General features: G+C 52.4%; 12 protein-coding genes. 8 read left to right on the top strand and 4 right to left on the bottom strand.

Annotated elements, in window-relative coordinates:
- The first annotated feature begins 374 nt into the window (after window positions 1–374).
- From B157_RS0104235 to B157_RS0104225, 3 genes are all read left to right on the top strand, one after another.
- The gene (locus B157_RS0104235) at window positions 375–830 is read left to right on the top strand and encodes a DUF4920 domain-containing protein (RefSeq protein WP_020602134.1); all 456 of its coding nucleotides are present in this window, start codon (window positions 375–377) and stop codon (window positions 828–830) included.
- Between the two features lie 62 nt (window positions 831–892).
- Window positions 893–1,324, top strand: a complete 432-nt coding sequence (locus tag B157_RS0104230) for a hypothetical protein (RefSeq protein ID WP_020602133.1) — start codon at window positions 893–895, stop codon at window positions 1,322–1,324.
- An 81-nt stretch (window positions 1,325–1,405) separates the two neighbouring features.
- Window positions 1,406–2,683, top strand: a complete 1,278-nt coding sequence (locus B157_RS0104225) for a metal-dependent hydrolase family protein (RefSeq protein WP_020602132.1) — start codon at window positions 1,406–1,408, stop codon at window positions 2,681–2,683.
- A 55-nt stretch (window positions 2,684–2,738) separates the two neighbouring features.
- On the opposite strand, the gene uxaC is transcribed toward B157_RS0104225, so the two are convergent.
- Both uxaC and uxuA read right to left on the bottom strand, forming a co-directional pair.
- The gene (gene uxaC / locus B157_RS0104220; protein ID WP_020602131.1) at window positions 2,739–4,151 is read right to left on the bottom strand and encodes a glucuronate isomerase; all 1,413 of its coding nucleotides are present in this window, start codon (window positions 4,149–4,151) and stop codon (window positions 2,739–2,741) included.
- Between the two features lie 67 nt (window positions 4,152–4,218).
- Complete coding sequence (gene uxuA / locus B157_RS0104215; RefSeq protein WP_020602130.1) at window positions 4,219–5,397, bottom strand: mannonate dehydratase; 1,179 nt, start codon at window positions 5,395–5,397, stop codon at window positions 4,219–4,221.
- Between the two features lie 386 nt (window positions 5,398–5,783).
- Between uxuA and B157_RS0104210 the strand changes: the two genes are divergently transcribed.
- From B157_RS0104210 to B157_RS0104190, 5 genes are all read left to right on the top strand, one after another.
- On the top strand, window positions 5,784–7,160 hold the full coding sequence (locus B157_RS0104210; protein ID WP_020602129.1) for an MFS transporter: 1,377 nt from the start codon (window positions 5,784–5,786) through the stop codon (window positions 7,158–7,160).
- A gap of 71 nt (window positions 7,161–7,231) precedes the next feature.
- On the top strand, window positions 7,232–8,224 hold the full coding sequence (locus tag B157_RS0104205; RefSeq protein WP_020602128.1) for a sugar kinase: 993 nt from the start codon (window positions 7,232–7,234) through the stop codon (window positions 8,222–8,224).
- Window positions 8,225–8,462: 238 nt separating this feature from the next.
- Window positions 8,463–9,971 (top strand): tagaturonate reductase, encoded by a 1,509-nt coding sequence (locus B157_RS0104200; RefSeq protein WP_020602127.1) that lies wholly within the window; start codon window positions 8,463–8,465, stop codon window positions 9,969–9,971.
- Window positions 9,972–10,282: 311 nt separating this feature from the next.
- Window positions 10,283–13,114: a M14 family metallopeptidase gene (locus B157_RS0104195; protein ID WP_020602126.1), complete on the top strand. Its 2,832-nt coding sequence runs from the start codon at window positions 10,283–10,285 to the stop codon at window positions 13,112–13,114.
- Window positions 13,115–13,222: 108 nt separating this feature from the next.
- The gene (locus B157_RS0104190; protein ID WP_020602125.1) at window positions 13,223–14,566 is read left to right on the top strand and encodes a M20/M25/M40 family metallo-hydrolase; all 1,344 of its coding nucleotides are present in this window, start codon (window positions 13,223–13,225) and stop codon (window positions 14,564–14,566) included.
- A 27-nt stretch (window positions 14,567–14,593) separates the two neighbouring features.
- On the opposite strand, the gene B157_RS0104185 is transcribed toward B157_RS0104190, so the two are convergent.
- Window positions 14,594–15,709, bottom strand: a complete 1,116-nt coding sequence (locus B157_RS0104185; RefSeq protein WP_020602124.1) for a D-TA family PLP-dependent enzyme — start codon at window positions 15,707–15,709, stop codon at window positions 14,594–14,596.
- A 3-nt stretch (window positions 15,710–15,712) separates the two neighbouring features.
- Window positions 15,713–16,189: a RidA family protein gene (locus B157_RS0104180; RefSeq protein ID WP_020602123.1), complete on the bottom strand. Its 477-nt coding sequence runs from the start codon at window positions 16,187–16,189 to the stop codon at window positions 15,713–15,715.
- Window positions 16,190–16,523: the final 334 nt, after the last annotated feature.

Genomic DNA, 16,523 nt, shown 5'->3' with positions numbered 1-16,523 from the left:
ATGCCAAGCGTTGTTTAGTTTATTCCGTCACGGTTTAGATGAACTGCGCGATAGAATCCTTAAAGGCCAACCTGTTGGCCACCTTGTACCACTTTTGTCCTGTACTTAGCGATTCTACACAATTGTTTTCGCCCACGAAACAACCGCTGATAATTATCAGCGGTCGGCTGAGTTAGTTTGATCTTAGCAGGTTTGAGACAGGAGGTAATCTGCAAAGTAGTAAACCTATTTCACTGATAGCTACCTCTATTCGCGACAGGAATGGTTTAGTCAGGTGAAAATTTAGTATTTTTGGCTACTGTTGCGTCCGACTGATTTCTGTAATGGTACCGAACCAATTGTCCTGCTTACTTTAACAATCAGCTTATAAACCAATGAAAAAATTTCTGTTATCATCCCTGCTCGTAGTCGCTTCACTGGGTGCTTTTGCCCAGAGCGAGGTTAGTTATCACGGGAAGAAAATCACCGAAAAGGGCGCTATTCCGGCCGTGCAACTACCCGCCAAAATGGCAAACAAAACGCAGATGCCCGCCAAAGTAGAAGGTACGGTGGAGTCAGTTTGCAAGGTGAAAGGCTGCTGGATGAACGTAAAAACGGCTGATAATCAGGTGATGCGCGTTTCATTTCGGGATTATGGCTTCTTCGTTCCAAAAGATATTGTGGGCAAAACGGTCGTGATGGAAGGTACTGCCGAAACCACCACCACGCCCGTAGATGAGTTACGCCACTACGCGCAGGATGCCGGAAAATCGAAAGCCGAAATCGAGAAGATTACCGAACCCGAAAAAGCCCTTTCGTTCGTGGCCGATGGCGTAATTGTAAAAAAATAAGCGACTGTTTCCAACCCTTTTCCTGCTTCAGGTATCCTTACTAGAAACAAGAAATAAAGAATATGGTACAGTTAACAAAACAGCTTTCTGGTTTACTCATCGTTGGAACACTCTGCTTTGCCGCCTGTAAGTCATCTGAAACAGTGCCGACAAACTCGGTATCACTGGGTATGAACCAATCAGCCCGACTCAGTTCGGGCGTTGCCGTTCGGGTCGATTCCATTCAGGATAGCCGCTGCCCCGTGGGGGTCACCTGCGTATGGGCAGGTCAGGCAAAAGTTAAAATGCTGCTGTCAAAAGACAGCGATTCAACTATGGTAAGCTTAATACTGGAGCCTGGCGTGATGGCAGGTTCGCCAAAGCGGCTGGATTCCACAAACGTGTCCCTATCCAGCGAAACGTACAAGGTGATTCTAAAGGATGTCAATCCGTATCCAACTACGACAAATCAAAGTTTGCCGAAGTCGGCGGTAGTGGAGGTGACAAAAGTATAGGGTTTGTTCCACTGTCTTTTCGTATTTTCAGGGCCGTAACGAACCGTTACGGCCTTTTTTGTACCTAACCAATTTTTATTGATGAAAAAAGTATACCTGCTGGCTGGCCTGTCGCTGCTGGTTTCTCCTCTTTTTGCCCAACGTACCCTTATTCACTGCGGTAACCTGTTCGACGGTACCGGAAATAGTCTCCAGCCACAAATGACGGTGGTGGTCGAAGGCAACAAGATCACTGCCGTTCAGAAAGGCTACACGGCGGCATCGGGTCAGGATAAGGTGCTCGACATGAAATCGAAAACTGTACTGCCCGGCCTGATCGACATGCACGTTCACCTGGAAAGTCAGACGCGCCGGGGTGGTGCCATTGACGGGTTTACCAAAAATCCAGCTGATGTTGCCTATCAGGCGGCTCAGTACGCCAAAACAACGCTGATGGCCGGTTTTACGACCGTTCGTGACCTGGGTGGTTCCGGCGTTAACGTGTCATTGCGGAATGCGGTCAATGCCGGGATAGTGGATGGCCCCCGTATCCTGACCGTGGGCAAAGCCATTGCCACAACGGGTGGACACGCTGACCCAACTAACGGCTACCGGAAAGACCTGATGGGCGATCCCGGCCCGGCTGAGGGCGTTATCAATGGCCCCGAAGATGCCCGGAAAGCCGTCCGGCAACGGTACAAAGACGGGGCTGACCTCATCAAGATTACGGCTACCGGGGGCGTTCTCAGTAACGCTAAAGATGGGTCGGGAGCCCAGTTTACGGAGGAGGAAGTGAAGGCGGTGGTGGATGCGGCCAAAGATTATGGCTTTGCGGTTGCCGCCCACGCGCACGGGGCCGAAGGGATGAAACGGGCCATCCGGGCAGGGGTTCAAACCATTGAGCACGGCACTCTGATGGACGATGAAGCCATTGAACTCTTCAAAAAATACGGTACGTACTACGTCCCAACCATTATTGCGGGTAAAACAGCCGCCGACTCAGCCCGGCATTTTGGCTACTACCCTCCGCTGGTAACGCCAAAAGCCCTGGCCATTGGTCCTAAAATACAGGCTACGTTTGCCAAAGCGTACAAAGCCGGGGTGAAAATTGCCTTCGGTACGGATGCGGGCGTGTACATTCACGGCTTCAACGCCCGGGAGTTCGAGTACATGGTGGAAGCGGGTATGCCGCCGGTGGAAGCCATTCGGGCCGCCCTGATGACCAACGCGAAACTACTGGGAATGGATACGCAAATCGGCTCGATAGAAGCGGGTAAGTTCGCCGACCTCATTGCCGTGGATGAAAACCCGATTCAGAACATCAAAACGCTGCAATCCGTAAAATTCGTGATGAAGGACGGGAAGGTGTATAAGCAATAGGTAATCAGTTCATGAGCCGGTTAGTATCCCTTATGCTAACCGGCTCATGAACTGATTAAAATTCAAAATACCGCTCGGCGTTATTGTAGCAGATGTCCTGGATAATTTGCCCTACCCACTTTACGTCGTTGGGTAATTCGCCCTGTTCAATTTCGTTGCCGAAGATATTACACAGAATCCGGCGGAAATATTCGTGCCGTGGGAACGAAACAAAACTGCGCGAATCGGTCAGCATCCCAACAAACGCGCTCAGCAGTCCCATATTCGAGAGGGCGTTGATTTGCTTTTCCATCCCGTCTTTCTGATCCAGAAACCACCAGCCTGAGCCAAACTGCACTTTCCCCCGAACGGAGCCATCATTGAAGTTGCCAATCATGGTGGCCATCACTTCATTGTCGGCGGGGTTCAGGTTGTACAATATCGTTTGCGCCAGCTGGTCGCGATCATCCAGGCCACCCAGAAAACGGGATAAGGAAGCGGCCTGCGGGAAGTCACCGATACTATCCCAGCCCGTATCGGGGCCAAGCTCCCGCAGTCGGCGGCTGTTGTTGTTGCGCAACGCACCGAGGTGAAACTGCTGTGTCCAGCCCTTCTCGTGGTCCCACTCGGCAAATTGCACCAGCATAAACGATTTGAATTTGAGCACATCGACCGGATTCGCATCAACACCCCGATACAGCAGATCGAATATGTCCTTTACTTCCCGCTCCGTGTACGATTCGGCATAAATCTGCTCCAGGCCGTGGTCAGACAATCGGCATCCCATCTCCCCAAAGTAATCATGGCGTGATTTTAGCGCGTCGAGGTAGTCGGCCAGGGTTTCGATTTCGTGGTTGGTCAGTTCTTCCAGTTTTTGTACGTACGCCTGAAAGGTCGTTGCATCCTCCGCAGCCATCGCTTTATCGGGCCGGAAAGCGGGCAGGATTTTAACGCCGAAACCGGACTGGACTATTTTTTTATGGTGTTCGAGGGAGTCCAGTGGATCATCCGTTGTGCAAACCACCCGCACATCGAAATGCTGGAGTAACGCTCTGGCCGACAGATTCGGCAATTGTTCGTTACAGGTATCATATACAGACCGGGCAGTGCCAGGATTGAGCACATCGGTTATGCCAAATGGATTCTTGAGTTCCAGGTGCGTCCAGTGATACAGGGGGTTGCGGAGCGTATAGGGCACCGTTTCTGCCCATTTTTCAAATTTCTCCCAGTCGCTGGCATCACCCGTACAATAGCGTTCAGGAATACCGTGCGTGCGCATGGCCCGCCATTTGTAGTGATCGCCGTACAGCCAGAGCTGCGTAATGGTATCGAAATGCCTGTCGGCGGCAATCTGGTCGGGTGGTAGATGGCAGTGGTAATCGATGATCGGCATGGGTCGGGCGTACTCATGGTACAGCCGACGGGCCGTTTCTGTCTGCAACAGAAAATCGTCGGATAGGAAGGTAGGAGCAGGGGCAAGTGTTATCATAGCCACAAAAGTAAACGCCGGGGCATTTCTCCCGGCTTGGGGGTTCTTTTTTAATACGGTGTCTTTCTCAACTGCTCAGCCCCAGCATGAGTCCGCGCAGTTCGGCTAATCCGCGTAGCCGCCCAATGGCCGTGTAGCCGGGGTTCGTACGCTTGCCCGTTGTCAGATCGTCGAGCATTCGGTGGCCATGGTCGGGCCGGAACGGGAGCCGGGTATCCTGCCTGCCCTCCGCTATCCGGCGCTTCTGTTCGGCCAGCAGTGCCCGCATCACGCCCGGCATCGGCACGTCACCTTCCAGGTGGTTTGCTTCCTGAAAGCTATTGTCTTCATCCCGCTGGGTACTGCGTAAATGCACAAAATGAATCTGCGGACCCAGTCGTTCGGCCATACCCACGAGGTCATTATCCGCCCGAACGCCGTATGAGCCGGTGCAGAAGCAAAGGCCATTGGCGGGGGAATCGACAGCGGCCAGTAACGCGCGGGCATCGGCTTCGGTGCTGACTACGCGCGGTAGACCCAGGATGGGATACGGCGGATCATCCGGGTGAATGGCTAATCGAACCCCCGCCGATTCGGCTACGGGCACCACCTCGCGCAGGAAGGCATACAGGTTTTGCCGGAGTTCGCGGTCGCTCACATCAGCATACATGGCCAGGGCTTCCCGGAATCGGTCCACGGTGTAGCTGGCTTCGGAGCCGGGTAAACCCGCAATGATGGTTCTGGTTAACCGGGTTACTTCGGCTTCTGTCATGCCATCGAGTTTGGTCCGCGCCCGCCGTTTCTGGTCATCATTGTACAGGTATTCCGCACCGGGCCGCTTCAGAATATAGAGTTCAAACGCGGCAAACTCAGCCGCATCGAACCGCAAACCCGTCGACCCATCCGGCATTGGAAAATCAAGATCTGTACGGGTCCAGTCCAGGATGGGCATAAAGTTGTAACAGACCGTGTCGATGCCTGCCTGCGCCAGATTGACGATGGACTCTTTGTAATTGTCGATATAGCGACGGAAATCGCCGGAGCGCGTTTTGATGTCCTCATGGACCGGAATACTCTCGACGACCGACCAGGTAAGGCCCGACCGTTCGATTAAGTGCTTCCGGGTAGTGATTTCGTCGGCCGACCACGGTTCACCGTTTGCAATATGGTGCAGGGCCGTTACAATACCCGTGGCTCCTGCCTGCCGGATATCATTGAGTGATACGGGGTCGTTTGGGCCGAACCATCGCCAGGTTTGTTCAAGCATAGTGCATTTGCGGGTCAGACCCCGCGCTTATGGAATAATAAAAGTAAGCCTTAACCGGATGTGGGCAAAGGAGTGAAAGCATCCAATGGTTACCCTTCCGTAAGCGGGCGAATTATTGATTTGAATTAATTAACCGCCGAACCAACAATCGCTTTTTCGCCCATGCTGACCACCCCCAACCCCCTCCTAAAACAGGAGGGGGCTACGCTGAAGGGTCCCCTTTTTCAAGTCCCCTCCTGTTTTAGGAGGGGGTTGGGGGTGGTCGCAATCCGGCGGTTATTTACGTCAAATCAATAAATCGCCCGCTTACGGAAGGGTATGTAACCACCCAATGTTAGTAAAAAAGCGTTTATTCGTGCTTTTCTCCCCAAACCTATTTATTTGTTTTGCAAACGCCTACCACTTCGGGTCGCTTTCGCTGGCGTATCGTCGCGCTGCTTTTCCTGGCAACTACTATTAACTATGTTGATCGGCAGGTTCTTTCCTTCACCATGACCGATGAGTTGTTCCGGAAGGAAATGCTCGACATCGCTCCCGACCAAAATGGCGTTCCAACTGTATTGACCCGGGAAGCAACTGACCGGTTCAAGATATTATACGGCGACGTGGATGCGGCCTTTAAGTTTGCCTACGCCATTGGTTTTTTGCTGGTAGGCTGGCTCATTGACCGAATTGGAACCAGGCGGGGTTTTTCGCTGGGTATCTTTTTCTGGAGTGTGTCGGCGCTGATGACCTCGTTTGTGAGTAATATGGCGGGTTTACGCTGGGCACGCACGTTGCTGGGGCTGGGCGAATCAGCTAACTTTCCAGCAGCTGTAAAGACGGTGGCAGAGTGGTTTCCCCGGAAAGAGCGTTCCTTCGCCAACGGGTTATTCAATGCCGGCACCAATGTCGGTATCATTCTAACCGCGGTTTCGGTGCCGTACCTCATTCTTAGATTTGGCTGGCGCAGTTCATTTTTTGTTACTGGGCTGCTGGGCTTTGGCCTCCTTATTTTGTGGTGGATTACCTACACCAAACCAGAACGAAATCCAAACGTATCGGCGTCTGAGCTGGCCTATATCCGAAGCGATAGCGATAAGGTTCCCTTCCGAAAAGTGTCCTGGACCCGCCTGCTGGGGTTCAAGCAAACGTGGGCCTTCGCCATCGGGAAGTTCATGGCCGACCCTATCTGGTGGTTCTACATGTCGTGGCTACCCGATTTTTTCAACTCGAACGATGCCCTCGACCAGAAACTCGATCTCAAAAGTTTTGGCGTGCCTTTCCTGATTATCTACGTCGTATCGGACGCGGGCAGTGTTTTTTTTGGCTGGCTTACCACGCAGTTCATGAGTTGGGGCTGGTCGGCAAACCGGGCACGCAAAACAACGATGCTCATTTGTGCGCTGTGCGTTGTTCCGATATTTTTTGCGGCTCAAACCAGTAGCCTGACTGTAGCCATCGCCCTGATTTCACTGGCTACAGCCGCGCATCAGGGCTGGGCGGCCAACACATACACATTTGCGTCGGACCTCTTCCCCAAAAATGTAGTTGCATCGGTAACCGGTATCGGGGGTATGTTCGGGGCGGTGGGCGGCATTTTACTGGCTCTGTTATCCGGGCGTATCATCACTGCTTTCGGGTATGTACCCATGTTTGTCATTGCCAGTTGCTCGTACCTGATTGCCCTGATTCTTATTCATCTGGTATTGCCAACGCTGAACCCGGTAAAGGCCGAAGAGTTAGAAGAAAGCGATTATTGGTCTGTCGTAGGCCGACCGTAATGTTAATAACGTACATTGACTGCTTCAAACCGGTTGGTTGTTGGTTTATAGCCGTCAAATCCTGAAAACAGATGAAAATTGTCACGTTTGGTGAAGTCATGCTCCGGCTCAGTACACCGGGTTTCGAGCGGTTTATTCAGACCGACTCCCTAACCATGCACTTCGGCGGTACGGAAGCGAACGTAGCTGCCTCACTGGCCCAGTTAGGTGTCCACGCTGTTCACATTACCCGATTTCCCGACCACGCGCTGGGCCGGGCGGCTGCGGGGTACCTCCGCAAGTACAGTGTCGATACGCAGCATATTCGCTATGGCGATGGCCGGTTGGGGCTGTATTTTCTGGAAACAGGGGTCGGGGGCCGGGCCAGTCAGATTATTTATGACCGGGTCGATTCTGCCTTTTCACGCATTCAGGCGGATGAGATCGACTGGGAATTGATCCTGCAGGGGGCCGACTGGTTTCACTGGACGGGTATTACACCCGCCCTCTCGCAGGGTGCCGCCGACTGTTTGCTAGTTGCCATCAAAACAGCCAATCGACTAAACATTCCTGTTTCGGCCGATATCGTTTACCGCTCCAATCTGTGGCAGTATGGCCGTACCCCGCAGGAGATCATGCCGGCCCTAACGGAAGGCTGTACCCTGGTTTTGGGCAGTAAAAGCCTTTTTTCGGGACTTTACGACGTGGTGGGCAGTACATTTCAGGAAGCAGGCCGCGCCATGATGAATCGGTTTCCGACTATCCGGTATATTACCGATACCAAGCGGAACTCGGTCAGCGCATCGCATAATCAGCTATCGGCCAAATTGTTCGATGGCAATACCGTCTATAAGTCGACACTGTACGATATTCAGCCCATTACCGACCGGATCGGCACGGGCGACGCTTATGTGGCGGGTTTGATTTACGGCCTGTTGACGTTCAATGATCTGCAACGGGCCGTCGAGTTCGGGGTAGCTGCGTCGGTCCTGAAACATACCATTCCCGGCGATGTGAATCTTGCCAGTATAGCCGAAATTGACACCCTGGCAAGTGGCGATAGCTCGGGCAAACTACGGCGATAAAACGAGTTTGTTTTGAACAATAACCTACACCAATGGGTATTGTTCAACAATTTACGCCTACTACCTTATCATATACATTTAGCAAGCCATTGTACATTCAATGGAGGCAGGACGCTGATTAGCCAAGTAGTTCGTAATATTGCTGAAGTATAGGCGGTCCGGCTCTGAATTTAATTTTTTCAATACTAGTAATGACCATTAACCAATGAGTATTCCACAAGACCCCTCCACTCCAACTATGGCCAAACTGAACCGTTCGACCCATCCCGACCCTGTTCTTCCCGAAAAAATCCTGCAATTTGGCACGGGCGTTCTGCTGCGCGGGCTCCCCGATTATTTAGTGCAAAAGGCCAATTCAGAAGGCCGTTTCAACGGGTCAATCGTTGTGGTTAAATCAACGGATAGCCAAACCGATGAGTTTTCGGATCAGGATAATCTGTATACCGTGGCCGTTCGGGGTATCCAGCAGGGTAAGGAAGTGTCTGAAACGACCGTTATCTCGGCCATCAGCCGCGTCATGGCGGCAAAAACGCAGTGGAAAGAGATACTGATGCTGGCCCGGAATCCCAAATTGCAAATCATTATTTCCAATACCACCGAAGTGGGATTAAACTACGTGGAGGAGAGTATTTTCCAAAGCCCTCCCCAATCCTTTCCCGCTAAACTGACCGCGTTCCTATACGAGCGATTCCGCAGTGTTGGTGGCTCCCGGGCCAAAGGCATGGTGGTCGTTCCAACGGAACTCGTTACGGATAATGGCCTGATCCTCCGCGATGCCGTGGAGAAACTGGCTCAGCACAATGAACTGGGTAAACTGTTCACCAAATGGCTCAAGTTTCACGTTCGGTTTTGCAACTCCCTCGTCGACAGGATTGTAACACGCCCCACCGATGAAGCGAAGCAGGCATTGCAGCAGGAAGTTGGCTATGAAGATAACCTGCTGACCTTTACAGAGCCCTACCATCTTTGGGCCATTGAAGGCGATGACCGGGTGAAGCAGATGCTGAGTTTTGCCGACACGAGTACCCCGCAGGTCATCATCGATGAAGACATTAATTTTTATCGGGAGCGCAAACTCCGCGTGCTGAACGGGGCACACACCCTAACCATGCCACTGGGTTACCTGCTGGGCCTGGAAACGGTAGCCGATGAAATGAAACACCCCCTCATGAGCAAATTTATCGAGTCGCTGATGCTGGGTGAGATTGTTCCAACGGTACCCCATTATGGTATTCCCGGCATGGATAAAGCCGCCGTTGAGCAGTTTGCCCACGATGTACTCGACCGGTTCCGCAACCCTAATCTCGACCACCTGCTGCTGAATATTTCGCTTCAGGAAACGGCCAAGATGCAGGCTCGTAACGGGGCGACCATTGAGCGGCACTACGAGCAGTTCAATGCCGTACCCAAACTGATTACTTTGGGCTTTTCGGCTTACCTCCTGTTCATGAAAGCCGTTCGGGAAGAGAATGGGCAGTTTTTTGGTGAAATCAACATACCTAAGGGGGGCACAATAACGTACCCCATCCGGGACGATAAGGCCGGGTATTTTTACGGCGACTGGAAAACGGTTAAGAAGAACGTTCCGTCATCAGTGCATCATTTTGTAAAAAGTGTTTTGTCGGATAAAAAACTCTGGCAAACCGACCTGGCCGTTCTGCCCGGCTTCGTGGATGCCGTTGCCGATAACCTGAACTCCATGCTGACCCTGGGCGTGGAGAAAACCGTCGAAAAAGTGCTTGGATAGGCGCAGCCTGTTTCTTATTCGTGTACCAGTCAAACAGTTTCTGTTACCTTAGAGTACAGGAACTGTTTTTTGTTTTTGGGTCAATTGTAAACGGAAATTATAGTAGCAAAAAGTAGAAATAAACAAAGATTATAGGTAAAATAGGGAGTTAGTAAAAATTTTATTCTTCCTGCGTTGCCTTTCATAAAATTATATAAATTATCTTGTCTGCTCATCTGATGGTTAAAGACACTAACGCTGTCAAATCAGTAATCGAATGCCCATTGAGTGAAGGTATATCAAACCCAAATCAATTCATCAATTCATTAGTAATGCGACATTTTACTTATTCGCTCGTTGCCCTGCTGCTCCTTTGTTTGCATGCAGTATCAGCACAAACGTTACCCTCGCCGAAGGAACACTTCGGCTTTTCTATTGGCGATGATTATCAACTCGCCACCTATACGCAGACCGAAGCGTATTTTAAAAAACTAGCGGCCGCTTCCGACCGCGTGAAACTGGTAGACATTGGCCTGACGGAAGAAGGGCGGCATCAGTACATGCTGATCGTTACCTCGCCGGAAAACCACAAAAACCTGGCGCGCTACCAGGAAATTTCCCAGAAACTGGCCCGCGCCGAAAACCTGACCGACGATCAGGCCCGTACGCTGGCCAGTGAAGGCAAATCCATTGTCTGGATCGACGGTGGTTTGCACGCTACGGAGGTGGTCGGTGCGCACCAGCTCATCGAAACAATCTGGCAACTGGTGAGCCGCAAAGATCCTGAAACGATGCGCCTGTTGAATGACGATATCATTCTGCTGACGCACGCCAACCCCGACGGGCAGGAACTGGTGTCTAACTGGTACATGCGCGAATCCAAACCCGAAAAACGGTCGCTGGATAATTTACCCCGGCTATACGAAAAGTACGCCGGGCACGATAACAACCGCGATTTCTTTATCATGAACCTGAAAGAAACCCAGAACATTGGTCATCAATTGTTTGTCGACTGGTTTCCGCAGATCATGTATAACCACCACCAGCGCGGTCCGGCCGGGTCGGTGCTGGCTGGCCCCCCATATCGTGACCCGTTCAATTATGTGTTCGATCCGCTGATGATAACGGGTATCGACGCACTCGGTGCTGCGATGATCAACCGGATGAATGCCGAAAAAAAGCCGGGATACACCCGCCTGGGCGGTTCTGTTTTCTCGACCTGGTACAACGGCGGCCTGCGCACCACCACTCACTTTCACAACATGATCGGGCTATTGACCGAAATTATCGGTGGACCGAACCCCGAGGATGTGCCGCTGATACCCGCCCGGTTGATTCCCAATGGAAACACGCCTTACCCCGTGAGGCCGCAAAAATGGCATTTCCGGCAGTCGATTGATTACTCCATATCGCTGAACTACGCCGTATTGGGTTACGCATCCCGCTACCGGGACGAGCTGTTGTTTAACATTTACCGCATGGGGAAAAACTCCATCGAGAACGGCAGTAAAGACACCTGGGGCCTGTCGCCCAAAAAGATAGATGCTATTACGCAGGCTTACCAGGCCGCGCCGAAAAAACCAGCGTCGATGTCCGTAAATGCCTATGGCCTGATGCCACGGGGTGGGGGGATGCCCGTCAAATATTATGACACGGTGATGACCAACCCCGCCCTGCTCGATCCGCGTGGGTTCATCATCACGGCCGATCAACCCGATTTTGCCACGGCAGTAAAGTTTGTTAATGCCCTCATTAAAACGGGTATTCAGATTCAGCAGGCCACCGCTGACTTCAACGTAGCCGGTAAAAAATATCCCGCTGGCTCGTACGTGGTTAAAGCGGATCAAGCATTCCGTCCGCACTTGCTGGATATGTTCGAGCCACAGGATCACCCCAACGATTTTCAGTATCCCGGTGGCCCACCGGTTCGCCCGTACGACGCGGCTGGCTGGACACTGGCCTATTTGATGAACGTTCAGTTCGACCGGATTCTGGATGGGTTCGATGGTCCTTTTAAGAAATTACCCTATGGTGAACTTCAATCGCCGGACGGACATGTAGCGGGTGCTGCCGGCGCGGGGTATCTGCTCAGTGCCAAAGCAAACAACTCATTTATCGCGGTCAATGATCTGCTGGCTTCGGGTATCGACGTGTACCGGCTGCCAAACGGGGCTGGTGGAAAATCAACCGTTGAAGTGGGGCGAATCCACGCCGGGGCGTTTTTCGTTCCGGCATCGGCCAAAGCTAAATCATTGCTCGAGAAATCGGCCAAAGAGTTGAGTCTGGAAATAACTGGTCTGGCTAAAAAGCCAACGACGGCCATGACGAAAGTATCGCCCATGCGGATTGCCCTATGGGATACCTACGGCGGGTCGATGCCATCGGGATGGGTACGCTGGCTAATGGAACAATACCATTTCCCGATGAAACTCGTTTACCCGGCCGACATCGATGCGGGTGATTTACGGAAGAAGTTCGATGTTATCGTGTTCGTTACCCGCGCCATTCCGCCCGTTCATGGCGAAGATGAGAATGAATTCCGGGGGATGTCGCGGGAACCTAAAGAAGAAGAAACTCCTGCCGAATACCGGTCCACGTTAGGCAAAATAACGGCTAGCAAGTCAATTCCGCAGATCAAATCATTCCTGGAAGCGGGTGGCACAGTGGTTACCATCGGCAGCAGTACTAATCTGGCGTATCACCTCAAGCTACCTGTCAAAAATGCCCTGACCGAAATGACCAGCAGTGGGCAGGAAAAACCGCTGCCAAACGAAAAATATTACATTCCGGGCAGCGTGCTACAGGTGGGGCTTGACTCTACGCAACATGCCACCTGGGGTATGCCCAGCCTGACGGATGTGTACTTCGATGCCAGTCCGGTATTCAACGTGGCACCCGATGCTATTGCCAAAGGGCTTATAACTCCACTCGCGTGGTTTGACACCAGCAAGCCTCTGCGGAGCGGCTGGGCCTGGGGACAATCGTATTTGCAGGATGGCGTTGCCGCGTTCTCGGCACCAATCGGAGCCGGTAAGTTCTACGCCTTCGGGCCGGAAATTACCTTCCGGGCGCAGGCGCATGGCACGTTCAAACTCCTGTTCAATCAACTCTACAATACGGGTAGAACTGGTTCGCAAAGCAGCGACCTGACCACCGAAGAATAAACAGATAAATATGTTTCACGAATAAAATCAGGTAAACGGATAATTGCTCTGTCGACTATCCGTTTACCTGATTTTTTAAACTCCTGCGTTCAGAACAGACGTAAAATAATGAATCAACTCCTTAAAATAGCTTTTCTTGCGGTCGTTTTCGTAAGTAGTACCAGTCACATGCTCCTCGCTCAGGAAGAGTTTGATGATGAAGAATCGAAGAAAGTAGTGCCCGTCGATAAGCGCTACGAAACCCAGGTTAACGCATTGGCTAAACTGCCAGCCGTACAGGCGGCCTTCAAACGCTTTTCCGAACTGGAGCCGCAAACGAAGAAAACGCTAATTACGCTGACCGAAATTCCGGCTCCTCCTTTCAAAGAAGAGGCCCGTGCCAAAGCCTACGCGGCCATGCTGAAAGAGGCTGGCGCGGATTCGGTATGGATCGATGAGGTCAACAACGTAATTGCCAAACGGAAAGGTAAGTCGGGGACCATCCAGTCCGGCAAGAAAACGGTTGTCGTTGAAGCGCACCTGGATACTGTTTTCCCTGCCGGAACCGATGTGACCGTGAAAGAGAAAGGTGATACGCTCTATGCCCCCGGCGTAGGCGACAACACCCGCGGACTTACCGCCGTCATGACTGTTTTGACCGCCATGAATCAGGCCAACATCCAGACCGATGCGGATGTGCTGTTCGTTGGTGCCGTAGGTGAGGAGGGCCTGGGCGATTTGCGGGGGGTGAAGCATCTGTTCCGGCCGGGTGGCCCTAAAATTGATTCCTACATTGCCATTGACGGTCTGGGTATGAGCAATATTACCCATCGCAGCCTGGGTTCACACCGCTACCGGATTACGTTCAAAGGCCCCGGTGGGCACTCCTATGGGGCTTTCGGGATTGCGAATCCGCACGGAGCGCTGGGCAAGGCCATTTATTACTTCACCGTAGATGCGGATAAGTTTACCCGGCAGGGAATCAAAACGACCTATAATGTTGGTGTTATTGGGGGCGGTACGTCGGTCAACGCCATTCCGTTTGAATCGAGGATGGAGGTAGACATGCGCTCCGAAAGTCCTGAGCGACTGAAAGCTATCGACGCTATGTTACAGGCTGCTGTTCAGCGGGCACTCAAAGAAGAGAACGCCATGAAACGCCGGGGCCCTGACCTGACGGTGGACGTGAAACTGGTTGGCGACCGGCCATCGGGCCGAACTGAAGCAACCACGCCGTTGGTTCAGCGGGCAATGGCCGTGACAAAATACCTACAGGCCGAACCGAAACTAAGTGCCAACTCAACGGATGCCAACACCCCGATTGCCAACGGTGTTCCAGCCATCACCATTGGGAGCGGGGGTACGGGTGGGGGTGCCCATTCGCTGAACGAATGGTGGCTAAACGACAGGGGAGTTCTGGGCATGGAACGGATTCTGCTTTTACTCCTGGCCGAAGCTGGCGTAGCCCGTTAGGAGTTCCTTCCCGCAAAACTTACCTGTTTATACTGAAATTTTCCGGTCGCGGGCGATGGTTAACCACTCGCCCGCGATGTTTTTGTTTTCAATGGTGTAGGCCCGTTCGTATAACGCCACGGTGGGGCAGATATGGTTGGGAAGGCCGTAAAGTACATCGTCTATCTGGTAGGGATGTCCCTCTCCCGCTTCTACCACCAGATGTTCTTCACTTTGGCCGACAGCAACGAGTTCAGGCGCGTTCAGGAAGGTTATACGCTGGGGTAGCACCCCTTCGGCAGCCACCGATTTATGGCCAACATCAATACAGAGTGTTGAGGAACTGGGCAACGAAATGACCCGTGCCACCACCAGGGCCGCTGGTAGAAAAGGTTGCTCTGGCAATCCATCCTGATAGCCCCTGTCCCAGTAAATAAACGTGCCGGGGCTACATTCCACACCGGGCCGGTGGGCGTGAATCGGGAACGTAGGGCTACCGCCCATTACCAGAACCGGTTGGGCAAAGCCCTGCGCCAGCAGGGCTTCGCTTAGTTGTTGCACGGGCTGGAAAGCCGCATCGCACTCGACGGTTCGAACGGCCATATCGGGGTTGCGCAGGTGCCCATCGTAGGCATGAAGGCCAACCGGCTTTACCCCTGCTAACAGACTCAGTTCGTGGTAGAGCGTTAGCACCGCCGTATCGGGGGTAGTGCCGGTACGGTTCATGCCTACGTTTAGATCGATATAAACCGGCACGATCAGATTATCGCTGACGGCCTGATCCGACAGTTCACGAGCCGTGATGCTGTTATCCACCAGACACGAAAACTGCGTTTTCGGGTACTTTACCATCAATGATAGTAACCGGTGAATTTTGGTGCCATTGGGCTGATAGGCCAGCAGCACATCGGGCGCATCAATCATCGCCAGCATTTCGGCTTCGGCAATGGTAGCGCATTTGAATTTTCGGATACCTGCATCCAGCAGCAGTTGGCTGGCCTCCCGCGACTTATTCGTCTTTACATGGGGTCGCAGGCGGTTCACATCGCCGATGGTGTTCACCAGCCGGGTAATGTTCTCCTTTACCCGATTGGGGTAAACGACCAGGGCGGGCGTATCGAGCCGGGCGACATCGTCGATCCAGTACCAGGGTCTTTGCTCCATGGTTCAGACCAGTTCAAATAACGCTTCTACTTCCACGGGAATATTGTCGGGCAATGACCCCATTCCCACTGCCGACCGCACACCGATACCGTTTTCCGTTCCCCAAACGGCGGCAAAGAGTTCGCTGCATCCGTTAATGACATACGGGTGCCGACCAAAATCGGCCGTGCAATTCACCATACCCAGTACTTTAATGACGCGCTTCACCCGGTCGAGGCTACCCAGATGGGTTTTAATGGTAGCCAGCATGGTTAGCCCGACCTGTCGGGCGGCTAGTTTCCCCTGCTCCATATCCATATCGTCGCCAACACGACCAGTAATCAGACTTTTATCGGTCTGAACGGGGCCATGGCCCGATAAATAGAGGTATTTCCCGTCGATAAGATACGGTTTGTAAACGCCCAGTGGCAGGGGCGCGGGTGGCAGGGTAAGGCCCAATTTGGCAAAAGCCGCTTCGGGGGATAACGTGTCAGTTTGCATAGTAGAGGGTAATCGCTAATCCCATTCCTTCTGGGATTACAAACTTAAGGGAAATAGGGAATTAACGTCGTTCGTGAATGGGTATAAAGTTCGTTACCTAAGTACAGGACAAAAGTAGGGAGTAGCTGATGTTGAGGTAGTTTTGTGTCGCTAAACGTAAACCCCTCCAACTACTCCCTATGCAAAGTAACGAAGATGCTGTCTACGATGCCATCAAAGATCATTTTCAATGTGATAAACGGCGTATCCGCTTTATGGCCCTGCTGATCATTGCCCTCTTGAAACTGGCTGACTCCTCATTGGCTCAATGGAGTCTGGCTATCAACCAAACCAC

Source organism: Spirosoma spitsbergense DSM 19989, from assembly GCF_000374085.1.
Lineage (GTDB): Bacteria > Bacteroidota > Bacteroidia > Cytophagales > Spirosomataceae > Spirosoma > Spirosoma spitsbergense.
The sequence above is the reverse complement of the archived record's forward strand: the minus strand, read 5'-3'. Positions and strand labels throughout refer to the sequence as shown.